Consider the following 15,758-nt stretch of genomic DNA (forward strand, 5'->3'; position numbering starts at 1 on the left):
ATAAATGAAAAAAATAATAGCTTTTTTATTAGTCTTTGCTTTTGGCTTATCAAGTTGCGAGAAAGATGATATTTGTGATCCGGCTACACCAACTACGCCACGATTAATAATTTCATTTTACGATATTAATAATCCGACTGTAAAGAAAAAAGTAACGCGATTAAAAGTAGAAGGTGCAGATCAGCCTAACGGAATTATTTTTAATGAAAGTGCTCTTGATGATGAGAAATATATAACTAACGCTGACTCGATTGGTCTTCCTCTAAGAACAGATGCTGATACTGTTACTTATAAGTTTACTTTGAATTATGGAGACACTAACGCTTCTCTTGTTAATATTGATGTATTAAAGTTCGATTATACACGACAAAATATTTATGTATCGAGAGCTTGTGGTTTTAAAACCATTTTTCAGCTAAATGATCAAGTACCTTTTATACAAACAGATCCTGCCGGTGACGGAATATGGATGCAGGATATTGCCCCAATAAACAAACATATTGAATTCGAAGATGAAACACACCTTAAAGTATATTTTTAGTACTTGTCTATTGTTTTCAATGTTTTTGGTTCACGCCCAAACAACTGTAACAAAAGATAGCGTTCAAGTTAAGCCAAAGGCTAAAACTAAGCCTGTTGTTCAGCAAACAAAAACCGACAGCATTATTATTCCGCCAAAAACAGATCGTTATGGTTTGCGCGTAGGCGTTGATTTATATAAACTTACACGCGGTTTATATGATAAAGATTATAAAGGAATTGAAATTGTTGGAGATTTTCGTTTAACGAAAAAATATTTTTTAGCTGCAGAACTTGGTTTTGAAGACAAAACTACTGATGATCTAAGACTAAATTCTAGTGCAACAGGAACTTATGTTAAGGGAGGTTTTGATTATAATTTATATGACAACTGGCTTGATATGGAAAACGTTATAAGCATTGGCTTACGCGGCGGTTTTAGTACCTTTAGTCAACAATTGAACAGTTATAAAATTTATAATGCAAACCCATATTGGGGAGAACAGCCTCCAATTGTTGTGGGACAAAAATACGACGGACTTACAGCGGGATGGCTTGAAGTTGCCGGCGGTGTAAAAGCAAAAGTTTTTAATAATGTATTTGTAGGTTTTGGTGTTCAGTTAAAACTTCTGGTTGCTAATTCAAAGCCTGATGGTTTTGATAATTTGTATATTCCCGGTTTTAACCGTACTTATGATGGTAATTTCGGAATTGGTTTTAATTATACCGTTTCATACTTTATTCCTATTTACAAGAAAAAAATAATTGTACCGGAAATCAAGAAAGCTGCTCCTAAAAAGTAATTTTTCAGATAAAAATCAAAAAAGCCCCGAATTCATAAATTCGGGGCTTTTTTTATATTAAATTTTACGACAATTGAAAATCAACAGCCGCTTTAGAATGTATTATTGCGGTATCAAAAACAGGAACGGTTACATCTTCAGGTTTAATAACTAGCGGAATTTCGGTACAACCTAAAATAATTCCCTCTGCTCCTTCTTTTATTAATTGGTTTGCAATCTCTAAATAACGTTTTTTAGTCGCATCAGTTACAATACCTTTTCCTAATTCTTCAAAAATTGTAGTATGAAGAAAATCCCTGTCAGCATTATTATCAGGAATAACAACCTCAATATCTTTCTCAATTAATTTATCTTTAAAGAAATCAAGTTCCATTGTAAATTTTGTTCCTAACAAACCAACTTTTTTCAATCCTTGTTTTTGAATTTCGATAGCCGTTGCAGTTGCAATATGAATAACCGGTAATTCAATAGCTTCTTCAAGTCGGTCAGCGATAAAATGCATCGTGTTTGCACACAAAACAATCGCAGTTGCTCCGCCTTGTTTTAAAAACTGACACCCTTTTAAAAGCATGTTAAAAGTAGAATCCCAATCGTTATTTTCGTTATTCTTTTTAATATCAGCATAATTAAAAGAGTAAAGCAAACATTCTGAAAAATTAAGATCTCCCAGTCTATCGTTTATTCCCTGATTTATAAGCTTATAATAATCTGAAGTCGAAACCCAGCTAATTCCACCAATAAGTCCAATTATCCTCATAAATAACCAATTTATCCGATTTCTCTAATTCCTTTTATAAAAATCCATTTCATAAAAAGCTTTTCACCGTCTTTCGTTTTTACTGCCTGAAATTTAGGCGATATCAAAGTAGCAGCAATAAATGCCGTCATCGGAATCCAAAGTCCTGTTAATCCTGTATAAGTTGCCACTAAAAATCTACCTAAAATAAATAGAATAGCGAAACATCCTAATTGATATAAAAAAGCTCTTACTTGTAGTTTTGTCATTTTTTTTCTTTTTAAGGTTCAAAGTTACAAAGGTTCAAAGGGACATAGGTTTTTCCTTTGCACCTTTGAACCTCAGAACCTTTGTACCTATTATTCGTTAACTTGAAATTTCGTTCTCTTACTTCCTTCGTACATTTCGTATTTTACCAAACGTGCTTCAAGGCTTGCGTTAAAAAGTTTTATTTTTCTTGAAGGTTTTAATCCCACAAATTTTAGGGCTTCAAGATTGGCTGTAATAAACCAGGCGTTTGTTCCCGGGTAGCTTTTCTTAAGTGTATCTCCAATATTTTTGTAAAATTCTTCCATGTGAATATCCAAACGCTCATCATAAGGCGGATTAAAAACCATGTGAAGCTTTCCTTCAACTGCTTTTTCAGTATCAAAAAAGTTTTCTTCCTGAATCGTAACGTAATCTTCTAAATTTGCATTTCTGATATTATCTTTGGCTTTGTTTACTGCACTTGGCGCTTTATCAAAACCTTTAATAGTATAATGAAACTCTTTCGTTTTTTTCATCAGACTGTTTACAATTTGTTCGAACAAATCATTATCCCAATCTTTCCATTTTTCGAAAGCAAATTCTTTTCTATTAATGTTTGCCGGAATATTACAAGCAATCATTGCAGCTTCCGCCAAAAAAGTACCGGAACCACACATCGGGTCCAAAAAGTGACTTTGCCCTTCCCAACCTGATAATAATAAAATTCCTGCAGCCAAAACTTCATTGATTGGCGCAATATTCGTAGCCGTTCTGTAACCACGTTGGTGCAACGAATTTCCAGAAGTATCTAAAGCAACAGAAACCTGATCTTTATCAATATGAATGTTGATTCGTAAATCCGGAAAAGCTTTATCAATACTTGGTCGTTGTCCTGTTCTTTCTCTAAACTGATCAACAATAGCATCTTTACATTTTTGAGAAACAAACTCAGAGTGATTAAAATAAGTAGAATGCACTGTTGCATCAATCACAAAAGTTTGATTAGCATTCAGTAATTTAGACCAGTTTATACCCGAAATTCCTTTATATAAAGCTTGCTCATTGTTAGCTCTAAATGAGTAAATAGGTTTTAATACTTTAAGCGCCGTTCTAAGCGATAAATTGGCCTTATACATAAAACCTTTATCCCCTTTAAAGCTTACCATTCGCACTCCTTTTTCTACATCCTGAGCACCAAGCGCGCGCAATTCCTGTTCTAATATTTCTTCAAAGCCAAAAAAACATTTGGCTATCATTCTAAAATTTTCTTCCATCTTTATTTTTGTATTAAAAAACAACTCCAATCACATACCGATACTAACGTTTATTCAGGTATCGTCGCGAAATAGTTATTTTTCGGCAAAAATACACTAAATTTGCGGTACTTTGAATTAATTGAAATAGAATAAATGTCTGAAGCACCAAACTCATCAACACCAAATCAGGAGCGTAACACCGAAAACTGGTTTACATCATGGTTTGATACTCCGTATTATCACATTCTTTATAAAGACCGAAATTACCGAGAAGCTCAGATTTTCATGGATAATCTTACGCATTATCTTAATCTTCCCGAAAAAGCAAAAGTACTTGATTTGGCGTGCGGAAAAGGACGCCATTCTATTTACTTAAACCAACTTGGTTTTAATGTTTTAGGCGCCGATTTGTCTGAAAACAGTATTGCCGAAGCCAGTAAAAACAGTAATGAAACACTGCATTTTAAAGTACACGATATGCGCGAACCTTTTGAAGAAAAGTTCGACGCTATTTTTAATCTTTTTACAAGTTTTGGCTATTTTGAAAGTGACGATGATAACTTAACGACTCTTAAAGCGATTAAAGAAAGTTTATCTGAATACGGGTTTGCAGTGATCGATTTTATGAACGTAAACCAGGTAATTGAAACTTTGGTTCCTGAAGAAAATAAAATTGTTGACGGAATAGATTTTAAAATTAAAAGATATGTTGAAGACGGACATATTTTGAAAGAAATAGATTTTGAAGATCAAGGCCGAAAATATCATTTTACCGAAAAAGTAAAAGCTTTAACCTTAAAAGACTTTGAAGAATTAATGGCTGAAGCCGGTATTTTTCTACTGGATATTTTTGGAGATTACAAACTCAAAAAATTCCATAAAACCGAAAGCGAACGATTAATCATGATTTTTAAATAAAATTGGTGAATCGTTTAATTGTTTAACCGTTTAAACGCTGAACAAAAAAACAATTAACCGATTAAACAAATCAACGATTAAACAATAAAGAATGAACTATTTACTACCCTTCTTTTCTGTACTTTTAGGATATAGTGTGGCTTTGTTTATAAAACCAAATAACAAAACCAATTTAAAATTACTGCTTGCCTTTAGTGGTTCATTTTTATTATCATTAACGGTTATGCATTTGCTGCCGGAAGTTTATAGTTCTCATAATCATAAAATTGGCTTGTTTATTATGATCGGAATTTTATTTCAGATCATTTTAGAGTTTTTTTCCAAAGGAGCAGAACACGGACACGTTCACGGACATGCAAAAATGTCACAAATTCCTTGGTTACTTTTTATAAGCCTTTGTATTCATGCTTTTTTAGAAGGCTTTCCTGTTAGCCATCATCATGATTTAGCAATCGGAATTGCGATTCATCATTTGCCAATTGCTGTGATTTTAACCACATTTTTCATCAATGCCGATTTAAACAAAAAAGCCATTTTTGCTTTTATGCTGACTTTCGCCATCATGACGCCGCTAGGAACAGTTGCATCTCAATATTTACCAATTTTAAATGATTATTACACGGAAATTACCGCAATTGTAATTGGTATTTTATTTCACATTTCATCTACAATAATTTTCGAAAGCAGCGAAGGACATAAATTTAATATTGCCAAAGTTTCAATGATCGTACTCGGAATTCTATTGGCATTCTTTTTATAGATTTCCTAACAGGTTTTTTCAACCTGTTAGGTATTAACTTTAGCATCTTCAACATACCTAACAGGTTGAAAAAACCTGTTAGGATACCGAATCATAGTAACACTCCTAATTTCAAGTCTGATAAAACATCATTCACAATTTACAATTAACAATTAATAATTAATTCCCCGTTCTCTTTTTCTCATCCTGATTTCCAAAAGCGCGTTCTTTTACATTTATTTTTTTGTTTCCAAAATTATAAACCACAGATAAACGTACAAATCGGTTACTTTCCTTTTGATCATACACTTGTTTTACACCATTTACAACCGAAGTAAAATCTTTTAAGTAAGACGTATTAAAAATATCATTTGCAAGAAATGCAATTTGCATCGTTTTATTAAACAAATCCTGTTTAAAACCAATATCAAAACTCGACGTATATCCTATTTCATACAAACCACTTTTAAAAGGCGTACTGTAGCTAAAATCGATTTGCAATTTTGTTGTTTTTCCTAATACAAAAGTATTATTTGTAGAAAAGTCTACTTGTAAACTATTTGATGGCGTTGCATTAATGTCCTTAATAAATTCGGTTTTTGCGCCTAAAAAGTACAATGAGTTTTCACTTGACCACCAATCAGCAAAATTTGCTGAATAAGTTTCTCCAATACCGTAATTTAAACTTTTAAAATAGTTGTCACGCGTTACAATTTGCGTATTTGTTTCCGGTTTTGATGTAAATAAAACGCCGTAACCATTTGTAATTGCATTAACGAAAACACTAGTTCTCAGGATTTCTTTATAAGAATATGCAAACTCAAAATTATCACTAAACGAAGGTCTTAAAAACGGATTTCCTTCAGAATAACTATTGCTATTAATATAAATTCGAAACGGATTTAATAAATCAAAACGAGGTCTGTTGATTCTTTTTCCGTAATTCAAACTAAAAGTATTATTCTCATTTTTCTTGTAAGAAGCGTAAACTGTTGGAAACAATTTCAAATAATTATTCTCCGTTTCCTGATTCATCGTTTCAGAAAATCCGTTAGTTTGCGTATTTTCTAATCTTAATCCAACTTGAAAATTCCACTTTGAGCCGAATTTTTTATCCCCATTAATGTAAAACGCCTGATTATTTTCGGTATATTTAAATCGGTTAGATTGGTTCGGATCTAATTCCGGAGTTCCCGAAATTGTATTATAATAAAGTACATCGCTTATACTATTTGTAAAACTCATTTTCGCACCATAAGATAAATTCAGCGCTTCAAACGGATGCTCCATATCAGCCTTAAAACTCCAGTTATCAATATCCTGATTCGAAATATTTCTTCCTGACTGATTTACATCAACAAAAATCATTTCTGGCGTATAATTATTGGCAACGAAATTTCGATCGAATTTTGAACTGTAGTTAAAATAATCCACATCAACAGATAATTTTCTTTTTAAAGAATCTATTTTGGTAATCAAATGTGCATTATAAGTTTGATTCTTTGATCCTCTATCAGTAAAACTAGTATTCAGCGTAACATTATCCAATTGATTTTGAGTATTATAATTATCAATTCTAATATGCGATTTAAAATCAGGATTATTTCTGTCGTTCAAATACTGAAAGCCAATTGTTGTGCGTTCAGAAAGATCATAATCTAAAGCTAATTTCCCCGAAAGATTTTCTGTTTTTACTTTTGTTGCGCTGTACATATGCGAAAGTCCGTCAGGAAAATATATTTTTAAATCATCGGTTGCATTCAAATAACCCGTTTTTGCATTTACACTGGCCGAAAATCTGAACTTATTTTTATTATAGAAGAAATTATCTCTCAAAGTAGAAATTCCAAATTTATTCTGATCGTAAGAAACTGTTGTGGTATTTTTCCAGGAATCACGAACGCCTTTTTTCATAATAATATTAATCAATCCGCCAGTTCCTTCAGCGTCATATTTCGCCGGCGGATTACTGATAACTTCAATATTTTTAATGTCACTTGCCGAGATTGATTTCAGGAAATTATTCAGTTCTTCTCCAACCAATTCAATCATTCTTCCATCAATCATAACACGAGAAGTCCCTTTTCCTAATATATTAATTGTATTATTCTGCACCACAACTCCTGGCGCCGTATTAATGGCGCTTAAAGCATCGCCGCCAACTGTTGTAACATTATTTTCAAGATTATAAACCAAACGATCTGTTTTTTGCTCAATGGTTTTCTTTTTAGACTGAATCACAACTTCTCCTAAATGAGTTGCGTTTTCTTTTAGAATAATAATTCCCAAATCAGTATCTTTTTCTAAAGAAATTTCTTTTTCATAATCTGTAAATCCCAAAAGGCTAATTCCAACTTTATAAACTCCTTTTTTAAGATTAATTTCAAAAGTACCATCTTGTTTAGAAGTTGTACCGTCAATAATTTTTCCTTCTGAATTTGAAATTGAAATATCTGCCCATTCTAATGGAGATGTTTCGTTGGATATTTTTCCTTTTAATTTAAATGATTGTGCCAAACAAAATATAGGCAATAATAAAAAGATAAAGAGGTTTGCTTTTTTCATGATTTCTAATTTTAAACTTGTTTCGATTAATTTGAAGCAAAGTTGCCTTAGAAATTTTCCAGATTCGACCGACAAAAAAAAGTCGAACCAATTTCTCTTAAAGAAATCAGTTCGACTTTATTGGGCTTGAAGTACGACTTTTTACAAAGCCTTAATTATGAAGCGTTTCGGTACGCTGTTGGCGTTAAATTCGTGTATTTTTTAAAAGAAGTATTAAATGATGATTTGGAGTTAAAACCAACTTCGTATAAAATTTCTAAAACGGTAAGCTGACTTTTAGACTCATCTTTCAAAATATTCATCGCTTTTTGAATGCGATATTCATTCACAAAGTCAAAAAAGTGCTGATCCATTTGGTGATTAATCAAAATTGATAAATCCCGAACCGGAATATCAATTTGGTTTGCCAATTCCTGAATCGTAAGCGACGGATCCAGAAAAGGTTCTTTCTCGGTCATATATTGTTTCAAAGTTGTTATTTGAGTGTTGATCAAATCGTTTTGAGCATTTACCAATTCTGGTTTTTCTTCAACTTTTGGCAGAATGTCTTTGGTCAGTTTCAGTTTTGAATTAACACCTCTAAAAAGTTCAGGATGATTTAAAGCTTTCATTATAAACCAACAAGTGATACATAAAGCTATCGTTCCGACAAGAACATTTGCCCACAAAAATATTTCACTGTAACCACTGTAACGCAATAAATTTTTTAATGCTACAATAATATGTGCCGTCAAAAATACGCATGTAATCTGAAAAAGCCATTTGTAAGTCGCTGTACTCGCGTTTGCATAATTTTCTAAATAGATTTCTCTGTACTTTTTCACAATCAAAAACACATACACAATATAAAATACGTATTGACATTCTACTAAAATCTGGATAAAGTAAATCTCCGGCATTAAATTAAGTCCCGAAGCGAAAGTATCTTTATCTACATCTATGCTTAGATAAATTCTTGGAATAAAAACTAAATTAACAATTACAAAAGGAAGTAAATGAACTAAATGTTTCCATTTTAGCCTAAAATCAGAATAACAAACAGCTAGTACAAAAAGATAAAACAAAGGCATTTCTAACAAACAGGTTGTCGATCTAAAAATCTCAAAATTTAATTCTCTGCGAGTACTTGCCTCAATGAAAAAGCCACTAAGATCTACCGCAGAAAAAACAAAAAACCAAGCAAATAAGCGGTTCGCTAATTTATTATCTGTTTTAACTGTAAATAAAAAAAAGGCGAGCAGTAAAGACACAAAAACCGAGATTGTGCCAATCCCCTGCAATAAATCTAATTTATCCATTTATCTTTCATTATTTAACAAATATAATATTTTAGTTCATTTAGCAAGGTCTTGAAATAGATTCATAAGAAATAAAATCAATCCAAAAAATTAAAAAATGATGATGAGTTTGCTTCTTAATTTTTCCTGATTTGGAATAAAAAAGTTTAATTTTGGAGGATAACTATTTCGACAAAAAATGACATTTACTAAAACCACAGAACAAGCATCAAAATACGAACATTTAGAAAAAATGTCGGTTCATGAATTGCTTACTAATATTAATAATGAAGACAAAACCGTTCCTGATGCTGTCGAAAAAGCAATCCCACAAATTGAAGCTTTGGTAGCGCAAGTTGTAGCGAAACTAAAACTGGGCGGCAGAATATTTTATATCGGAGCAGGAACATCCGGACGTTTAGGTGTTGTTGATGCCTCTGAATGTCCTCCTACTTTTGGAGTTCCGTTTGATTTGGTTAACGGAATTATTGCTGGTGGCGATACTGCGATACGTCGTGCAGTAGAAAATGCTGAAGATAATGCAACACAAGCCTGGATCGATTTGCAAAACAATAATATTGGTCCTAATGATGTAGTTATTGGAATTGCTGCTTCCGGAACAACTCCATACGTTATTGGAGGCTTAGAAACCTGTAATCAAAATAATATTCTAACAGGTTGTATTACTAACAATGTCGGAAGTCCGCTTGCTTTAACAGCGCAATTTCCTATTGAAGTTGTTGTTGGACCAGAATTCGTTACAGGAAGTTCAAGAATGAAAGCCGGAACAGCTCAGAAATTGGTTTTAAACATGATTTCGACGGCAGCCATGATTCAGCTTGGAAAAGTAAAAGGAAACAAAATGGTTGATATGCAATTGAGCAATATTAAACTGGTAGATCGTGGAGTGAAAATGATTATGGGAGAAATTCCGGTTTCTTATGAAGAAGCTTCTGAATTATTGAAAAAATACGGCAGCGTTAGAAATGCTGTTGATAATTATAAAGTTTAACTACAAAGTTCGCAAAGGTTTTTCGCAAAGTTCACGAAGTTTAAATAAGTATTAAAGAAGGCAGAGTTCGCAGAGATGAAGTAACAATTTTTGCCAAAGTTTTTAATCTGAAACTAAAAAGACCTGAAACCTGAAACAAAAAAAAACCTGAAACAAAAAAAATGGCAACAAATAAAGAATTACTAGGAAAAGGCGTTAAATATTTATCAGGTTCATTGCCTCTGTTATTTATTGGACCTTCCTTGATTTATAATGCATTTATGAATCAGCACACAAATTGGCATTATTTGGTTCTGGGAATAGGAATCGCTGCTTGCTTAAGTGCTATGTTTTTGATCTTTTATGGATTGAAAATTATTATGAAAGGTTTGTTTAATGACTAATTTGTATCTTTACTAAAATTATTTATCATGGATATACAGGCAGAAATTAATTGGATTCATCAGGAAATTGATAAAGTAAAGGATCCTTCTTTTGTAGAAAAATTAAAACATCTTTTACAGTCTATAAATAATTCTACAGTTGAATCAGATGCAGCTTATAATTTAGATATCGAAAATGCTTTAGAAAATATCAAAAAGGGTAACTTCTACACTGAAGATCAAGCAAAAGAAATTGCAAAAAAATGGGGAAGAAAATAATTTGGTCAAGCGACGCTCTAGATCAATTAGAAGACATTCATTTTTATATTTTCTTTGAAAGTAAATCAATTACAATTGCAGATAAAGTAGTTAATACCATTTTTGACAGTACAGAAATACTTAAAACACAAGCAGAAATTTATAAACTTGATAAACAAAAAACCAACAATGATGGTAGTTTTCGAGTTTATTCTGTTTATGATTACGCTGTTTCTTATCAAATAACAGAAGATACTATCTATATACTCCGAGTACGTCACAACGCTCAGAAACCCAAAAAACATTCATGGAAAGTCTAATTCACATTCAAAAAACCTTCGAGAAAATCAATTATATTGATAAAAAAATAAACAATCGGGAGTTTGAAGATTGTGTTTTTAAAAACTGTGATTTCTCTAACAGTAATTTTGCCTACAATACCTTTTTAGATTGCGAGTTTATCGACTGTAATTTGTCGATGACAAGTCTTTTTAGCACAAGTTTAAAAAATATTACTTTCAAAAATTGTAAGCTTTTAGGAATTGCTTTTAATGAATGTGACGACTTTTTATTTCAGGTTTATTTTGAAGAAAGCACTTTGGATTATGCCATATTTTCGAATAAAAAAATGCCTAAAACCAAGTTCATTAATTGTTCTGTGAGAGAGGTTACTTTTATAGGAACTAATTTAACAAGTTCGGTTTTTGATAATTGCAATTTAGAAGGTGCGATATTTAATGATACACAATTGGCCGCTGTTAATTTTAAAACGGCATACAATTATAAAATCGATCCGGAATTTAATCCGATGAGAAAAGCACAATTTTCAAATGACGGAATTGTTGGGCTTTTGGATAAATATGATATTAAAATTGTTTAAAAATTTAAAAAAGCCACGAATTACACGAATTTTCACGAATTAAAATTTAAACGTTTTGTGTTGAAAAAATTCATGAAAATTGGTGGAATTCGTGGCAAAAAAAAATAATCATGGAAGTAAATATCTACTATTTAGAAAACGTTAAAAAGCAATTTCTTTATTATAAAATGCTTGGCGAAAAAGCTATGGATCAATTAAAACCGGAACAGCTTTTTGTTTCTGTAAATGAAGACACCAATAGTATTGCAACAATTATAAAACACATTTCAGGCAATATGCTTTCGCGTTGGACAGATTTTTTAACTTCTGATGGCGAGAAAGAATGGCGTAACCGTGATGCCGAATTTGAGAATGATTTACAATCGAAAGAATCCGTTTTAGAGGTCTGGAATAAAGGCTGGGATTGCTTTCTTGATGCTTTGAATAGTTTAAAACCAGAACAACTTTCGGATATTATTTATATTCGTAATGAAGGTCACACCGTTATTGAAGCCATAAATCGTCAGTTGGCACATTATCCGTATCATGTTGGTCAGATTGTTTTTTATGCCAAACAATTAAAAAATAGTTCCTGGGATAGTTTATCGATTCCCAAAAATAAATCCGAAAATTACAACGCTGAAAAGTTTGCTAAAGAAAAAGAAATTAAGAACTTTACTGACGATGAATTAAAAAGGCTAAAATGATAGAATATCATGCTTACTTAGGAGGTTTTTGGTATTGGCTTTTAATTAAATTCTGCCGAACAAAATTATCTGATGAACAAGCTGATCAAAATAGAAGACGGAATTTATTTTTTCTGAGTTTTCTTAATATCCTTTTATTCCTAATTGTCGCTTATATTTTTGTATATCCGCTATATTTCTAGCCCTGATTGTCCCGAAGTTTCGGGAGAAATCCTTTTTATTTCGCTTCAGCGGAATAAAAAGATTGAAATGGAAAGCAGGAAACAGCTCCTAAAAAAACAACTTATTTAAAATGAAAAAAATTATATTCTTCTTACCCCTACTTGCCCTGGTATCTTGTTATGATGCACAACACAATTGCAAAGATTTTAAAAATGGAAAATTCAAGTTTGAATTTGAAGTAAACGGCGTAAAAAAAACAACCGTTTTTGAACGAAAAGACGATATTGAAATTGAAACTTTTGAAGGAAAAACAGATACTTCGACTGTTCGTTGGGTAAGCGATTGCGAATATATTTTGCAGAAAAAACATCCAAAAAATATGGCCGAAGAAAAAGCGATTGGAATGAAAATTCTAACGACTTCTAAGGATTCCTATACTTTTGAATTTGGAATGGTTGGTTCTGAAGAAAAACAACACGGAACGGTTACAAAAATTGAGTAACCTGTTTTTACGTTAGATTATACTATAAAAAGTTCCAAATTTGGGACTTTTTTTATATCCTTTTGCCACAAAGTCATCAAGTCCCAAAGAAATAAAAACTTTGCAACTTTGTACCTTTGCTTCTTTGCACCTTTATGTAAATAATTACAGGTGTTTCTTTTACATTTCTATTTTAAATCTTACATTAGAACCTAAATCTAACGCATGAAAAATACCATATCTCACAGAGTTGCTGACTTCTTAAAAGACTATCCGCCTTTTAGTTTTTTGCATCAAAAAGATCTTGAAAAATTATCTGAACAAATTTCAATCATTTATAAAGATAAAGATGCTATCGTATTTACAGAAAATGAAAAAACGCATGATTCCTTTTATGTCGTTCATAAAGGCGCTGTAGCGCTTAGAAAAAGCACAAAAAACACTGTTTTGGATATGTGTGATGAGGGTGATATTTTTGGATTGCGACCACTTCTGGCACAGGAAAATTATATCATGGAAGCCGTTGCACATGAAGAAAGCATATTATATGCAATTCCAATTGCAGTTTTTAAACCCTATGCGCTCGAAAATAGAAATGTTGGTAATTTCTTAATCGAAAGTTATGCTTCTAACACCCGAAATCCGTATTCAGATATTCATAAGGATAAATTATATGGAGACGATTTAGAACAGGAAAATTTGCATTCAAGTAAAGATTCATTTGATCTTCAACCTATAAAATATTCGAAGAAAATTGTCACCTGCAGTCCGTCTACAACTGCAAGAGATGTTGCCAAAATAATGAATAAGAAAAAAGTTGGTGCAATATTAATTGTAGATGAAATGCTACCAATTGGAATTATTACGGATAAAGATTTACGCAATAAAATCGTTACCGGAGATTTTTCGATCCTGACCACAGCAGAATCTATAATGACAAAACCGGTTATTACGTATCCTAAAAAAATGACAGTTACTGAGGCTCAAATGGCTATGATGAAAAGCAGTATCAGTCATTTATGTCTTACCAAAGATGGTACAATTAATACAAAAGCTGTTGGGATTTTATCTAAACACGACGTGATGGTTGCGCTAGGAAACAATCCTGCTGTTTTAATAAAGGCTTTAAAAAGAGCCAAAAAAGTTAAAGAAATTAAGCCTATTCGGGCCAGAATAATGCAATTGCTTCAGGGATATTTAGATCAAAATATTCCGATGACTTTAATTGCTAAAATTATAACCGAGTTAAACGAAGCCTGCACAACTCGTGTTATCGAAATGTCGATCGAAAAAATGAGCAGTCCGCCGCCCGTAAAGTTTGCATGGCTGGCTTTGGGAAGTCAAGGAAGAAGTGAACAAATGTTGCACACGGATCAGGATAATGCTATTATTTATGAAAATGTTTCTGAAGTTTTTCGAGATGAAACAAAAGTATATTTTTTAAAATTTGCGGCTCTTGTCAACAAGGGGCTTTTTGAAATTGGTTATGATTACTGTCCAGCCGAAATGATGGCTTCGAACCCGAAATGGTGCATGAGCCTGAACGAATGGAAAGATCAAGTCCATTACTGGATTACAAATCCAGGGAAAAATGAAGTTTTATTATCTTTTATCTTTTTTGATTATAGTGTCACTTATGGAGATTCTGAAATTGCAAACGAACTTTCAGAATCTATTTTTGAGAGTGTGAAAGCAAACCCAATTTTTTATGTGCATTTAGTAAGCGGTGCATTGCAAAGTCCTTCTCCTACAGGCTTTTTTAGGCAGTTTTTAGTAGAACAAGACGGAGCGAACAAAGATAATTTTGATATTAAAAGACGTGCTTTAATGCCTTTAACAGATGCTGCACGCGTTTTGATCTTATCGCATTCTGTTAAGGCGATTAGCAATACTGCAGAACGATTTGAAAAATTAGCCGAGCTTGAACCAAACAATAGAGAATTGTATTTATCATGTTCTTATTCATTTAAAGCTTTATTAAAATTCAGAACCAAACAAGGTCTTTTGCACAATGATTCCGGGCAATTTATTGCATTGGAAACTTTATCTAAAATGGAAAAAATAAAACTCAAAAGAACTTTTAAAACCATCAAAGAGCTCCAGGAATTGATTAGCGTAAGATTTAATATTTCAAACGTCGTATAACATGAGTATTTTTAATTTTTGGAAAAAGGAAGACAATCTATTTGATGAAAATATCTCTATTGAAGAAACCAGATTTGTAGTTCTTGATACTGAAACTACTGGTTTTGATTACGAAAATGATAGAATATTATGCATTGGCGCACTTGTTTTGCAAGATAATATAATATCAATTCAGAATAGTTTCGAGGTATATATTGAACAGGATCATTATGATAAATCAACGGCTCAAATTCATGGTATTCTGAAAGATTTTATTTTGAAACGTCCCAATGAACGAGAAGCTTTAGAACAATTTTTAGCCTTTTTAGGTGATTCGATCATTATTGCACATCATACCATTTTTGACATTACAATGATCAACAAAGCTTTAGAAAGAAATGGCATGCCTGAGCTTACAAACAAAACTTTAGATACAGCGCATTTATATAAAAACACTTTAATAAAATCGCATTTATTTGAAAGAAAAGATCATTATACACTTGATGATCTTGCCGATAAATTTGATATTTCTAAAAAAGACAGACACACTGCTTTGGGCGATGCTTATATTACGGCAATTGCGTTTTTAAAAATTGTAAAAAAACTAAAAGAAAAAAAGCATACCAATTTAAATCAGCTTTTCAAATAATATCCGATTTGTAATCACTGGTTTCTAATTTTATTAGAAAACTCACTTTCTTTATTGAATAAATAAATTGAATTATTTTCTA

General features: G+C 32.0%; 18 protein-coding genes. 13 read left to right on the forward strand and 5 right to left on the reverse strand.

The genetic code is table 11. From position 1 onward, the window contains the following. The first annotated feature begins 4 nt into the window (after positions 1–4). Positions 5–541 (forward strand): DUF6452 family protein, encoded by a 537-nt coding sequence (locus GKZ86_RS09735; RefSeq protein ID WP_154782921.1) that lies wholly within the window; start codon positions 5–7, stop codon positions 539–541. Then, positions 513–1,322 (forward strand): DUF6048 family protein, encoded by an 810-nt coding sequence (locus tag GKZ86_RS09740; RefSeq protein ID WP_154782922.1) that lies wholly within the window; start codon positions 513–515, stop codon positions 1,320–1,322. The genes GKZ86_RS09735 and GKZ86_RS09740 overlap by 29 nt, the downstream gene beginning before the upstream one ends. 64 nt (positions 1,323–1,386) lie before the next feature. On the opposite strand, the gene GKZ86_RS09745 is transcribed toward GKZ86_RS09740, so the two are convergent. From GKZ86_RS09745 to GKZ86_RS09755, 3 genes are all read right to left on the reverse strand, one after another. After that, a complete protein-coding gene (locus GKZ86_RS09745) occupies positions 1,387–2,079 on the reverse strand; it encodes an aspartate/glutamate racemase family protein (protein ID WP_154782923.1) in 693 nt (230 codons plus the stop codon). An 11-nt stretch (positions 2,080–2,090) separates the two neighbouring features. Further along, on the reverse strand, positions 2,091–2,327 hold the full coding sequence (locus GKZ86_RS09750; protein WP_071637079.1) for a hypothetical protein: 237 nt from the start codon (positions 2,325–2,327) through the stop codon (positions 2,091–2,093). 90 nt (positions 2,328–2,417) lie between these two features. After that, complete coding sequence (locus tag GKZ86_RS09755; protein ID WP_154782924.1) at positions 2,418–3,581, reverse strand: class I SAM-dependent RNA methyltransferase; 1,164 nt, start codon at positions 3,579–3,581, stop codon at positions 2,418–2,420. Positions 3,582–3,716: 135 nt separating this feature from the next. Between GKZ86_RS09755 and GKZ86_RS09760 the strand changes: the two genes are divergently transcribed. Then, positions 3,717–4,481 (forward strand): bifunctional 2-polyprenyl-6-hydroxyphenol methylase/3-demethylubiquinol 3-O-methyltransferase UbiG, encoded by a 765-nt coding sequence (locus GKZ86_RS09760; RefSeq protein WP_154782925.1) that lies wholly within the window; start codon positions 3,717–3,719, stop codon positions 4,479–4,481. 91 nt (positions 4,482–4,572) lie between these two features. After that, complete coding sequence (locus GKZ86_RS09765; protein WP_154782926.1) at positions 4,573–5,241, forward strand: ZIP family metal transporter; 669 nt, start codon at positions 4,573–4,575, stop codon at positions 5,239–5,241. A gap of 159 nt (positions 5,242–5,400) precedes the next feature. Here the strand turns inward: GKZ86_RS09765 and GKZ86_RS09770 are convergent, their stop codons facing one another. Both GKZ86_RS09770 and GKZ86_RS09775 read right to left on the reverse strand, forming a co-directional pair. After that, complete coding sequence (locus GKZ86_RS09770) at positions 5,401–7,785, reverse strand: TonB-dependent receptor domain-containing protein (RefSeq protein ID WP_154782927.1); 2,385 nt, start codon at positions 7,783–7,785, stop codon at positions 5,401–5,403. 155 nt (positions 7,786–7,940) lie between these two features. Further along, positions 7,941–9,083, reverse strand: coding sequence for an AraC family transcriptional regulator (locus GKZ86_RS09775; RefSeq protein ID WP_154782928.1), 1,143 nt, complete (start codon positions 9,081–9,083; stop codon positions 7,941–7,943). Between the two features lie 178 nt (positions 9,084–9,261). On the opposite strand from GKZ86_RS09775, the gene murQ reads away from it, so the two are divergent. The 9 genes from murQ to GKZ86_RS09820 all read left to right on the forward strand — a co-directional run bounded on the left by murQ (position 9,262) and on the right by GKZ86_RS09820 (position 15,676). Beyond that, positions 9,262–10,074 carry an N-acetylmuramic acid 6-phosphate etherase gene (gene murQ, locus GKZ86_RS09780; protein WP_154782929.1) on the forward strand — a complete coding sequence of 271 codons (813 nt, stop codon included), beginning with the start codon at positions 9,262–9,264 and terminating at the stop codon, positions 10,072–10,074. Between the two features lie 161 nt (positions 10,075–10,235). Then, positions 10,236–10,457, forward strand: a complete 222-nt coding sequence (locus tag GKZ86_RS09785) for a DUF6095 family protein (RefSeq protein WP_154782930.1) — start codon at positions 10,236–10,238, stop codon at positions 10,455–10,457. Positions 10,458–10,484: 27 nt separating this feature from the next. Beyond that, positions 10,485–10,715, forward strand: coding sequence for a hypothetical protein (locus GKZ86_RS09790; protein ID WP_154782931.1), 231 nt, complete (start codon positions 10,485–10,487; stop codon positions 10,713–10,715). Further along, positions 10,700–11,014, forward strand: a complete 315-nt coding sequence (locus GKZ86_RS09795) for a type II toxin-antitoxin system RelE/ParE family toxin (RefSeq protein WP_154782932.1) — start codon at positions 10,700–10,702, stop codon at positions 11,012–11,014. The genes GKZ86_RS09790 and GKZ86_RS09795 overlap by 16 nt, the downstream gene beginning before the upstream one ends. Continuing rightward, complete coding sequence (locus tag GKZ86_RS09800) at positions 11,002–11,574, forward strand: pentapeptide repeat-containing protein (protein ID WP_154782933.1); 573 nt, start codon at positions 11,002–11,004, stop codon at positions 11,572–11,574. Before GKZ86_RS09795 ends, GKZ86_RS09800 begins: the two co-directional genes overlap by 13 nt. A 110-nt stretch (positions 11,575–11,684) precedes the next feature. Continuing rightward, entirely contained in the window at positions 11,685–12,260 is a 576-nt protein-coding gene (locus GKZ86_RS09805; RefSeq protein ID WP_154782934.1) for a DUF1572 family protein, read from the forward strand. Positions 12,261–12,552: 292 nt separating this feature from the next. Continuing rightward, positions 12,553–12,924 carry a DNA topoisomerase IV gene (locus GKZ86_RS09810; RefSeq protein WP_154782935.1) on the forward strand — a complete coding sequence of 124 codons (372 nt, stop codon included), beginning with the start codon at positions 12,553–12,555 and terminating at the stop codon, positions 12,922–12,924. Positions 12,925–13,128: 204 nt separating this feature from the next. Next, positions 13,129–15,048 (forward strand): DUF294 nucleotidyltransferase-like domain-containing protein, encoded by a 1,920-nt coding sequence (locus GKZ86_RS09815; RefSeq protein WP_154782936.1) that lies wholly within the window; start codon positions 13,129–13,131, stop codon positions 15,046–15,048. A gap of 1 nt (position 15,049) precedes the next feature. Continuing rightward, entirely contained in the window at positions 15,050–15,676 is a 627-nt protein-coding gene (locus GKZ86_RS09820; RefSeq protein WP_154782937.1) for a PolC-type DNA polymerase III, read from the forward strand. Positions 15,677–15,758 lie beyond the last annotated feature (82 nt).

The organism is Flavobacterium sp. LC2016-13 (assembly GCF_009707955.1).
Classification (GTDB): Bacteria; Bacteroidota; Bacteroidia; order Flavobacteriales; family Flavobacteriaceae; genus Flavobacterium.

Excerpts from the sequence above, each read along its gene's own strand:
- GKZ86_RS09735 (WP_154782921.1), top strand. The coding sequence starts at position 5 with ATGAAAAAAATAATAGCTTTTTTATTAGTCTTTGCTTTTGGCTTATCA.
- GKZ86_RS09790 (WP_154782931.1), top strand. The coding sequence starts at position 10,485 with ATGGATATACAGGCAGAAATTAATTGGATTCATCAGGAAATTGATAAA.
- GKZ86_RS09755 (WP_154782924.1), bottom strand. The coding sequence starts at position 3,581 with ATGGAAGAAAATTTTAGAATGATAGCCAAATGTTTTTTTGGCTTTGAA.
- GKZ86_RS09775 (WP_154782928.1), bottom strand. The coding sequence starts at position 9,083 with ATGGATAAATTAGATTTATTGCAGGGGATTGGCACAATCTCGGTTTTT.
- GKZ86_RS09750 (WP_071637079.1), bottom strand. The coding sequence starts at position 2,327 with ATGACAAAACTACAAGTAAGAGCTTTTTTATATCAATTAGGATGTTTC.
- GKZ86_RS09800 (WP_154782933.1), top strand. The coding sequence starts at position 11,002 with ATGGAAAGTCTAATTCACATTCAAAAAACCTTCGAGAAAATCAATTAT.
- murQ (WP_154782929.1), top strand. The coding sequence starts at position 9,262 with ATGACATTTACTAAAACCACAGAACAAGCATCAAAATACGAACATTTA.
- GKZ86_RS09815 (WP_154782936.1), top strand. The coding sequence starts at position 13,129 with ATGAAAAATACCATATCTCACAGAGTTGCTGACTTCTTAAAAGACTAT.
- GKZ86_RS09785 (WP_154782930.1), top strand. The coding sequence starts at position 10,236 with ATGGCAACAAATAAAGAATTACTAGGAAAAGGCGTTAAATATTTATCA.
- GKZ86_RS09740 (WP_154782922.1), top strand. The coding sequence starts at position 513 with ATGAAACACACCTTAAAGTATATTTTTAGTACTTGTCTATTGTTTTCA.
- GKZ86_RS09805 (WP_154782934.1), top strand. The coding sequence starts at position 11,685 with ATGGAAGTAAATATCTACTATTTAGAAAACGTTAAAAAGCAATTTCTT.
- GKZ86_RS09795 (WP_154782932.1), top strand. The coding sequence starts at position 10,700 with ATGGGGAAGAAAATAATTTGGTCAAGCGACGCTCTAGATCAATTAGAA.
- GKZ86_RS09810 (WP_154782935.1), top strand. The coding sequence starts at position 12,553 with ATGAAAAAAATTATATTCTTCTTACCCCTACTTGCCCTGGTATCTTGT.
- GKZ86_RS09820 (WP_154782937.1), top strand. The coding sequence starts at position 15,050 with ATGAGTATTTTTAATTTTTGGAAAAAGGAAGACAATCTATTTGATGAA.
- GKZ86_RS09745 (WP_154782923.1), bottom strand. The coding sequence starts at position 2,079 with ATGAGGATAATTGGACTTATTGGTGGAATTAGCTGGGTTTCGACTTCA.
- GKZ86_RS09765 (WP_154782926.1), top strand. The coding sequence starts at position 4,573 with ATGAACTATTTACTACCCTTCTTTTCTGTACTTTTAGGATATAGTGTG.
- GKZ86_RS09760 (WP_154782925.1), top strand. The coding sequence starts at position 3,717 with ATGTCTGAAGCACCAAACTCATCAACACCAAATCAGGAGCGTAACACC.
- GKZ86_RS09770 (WP_154782927.1), bottom strand. The coding sequence starts at position 7,785 with ATGAAAAAAGCAAACCTCTTTATCTTTTTATTATTGCCTATATTTTGT.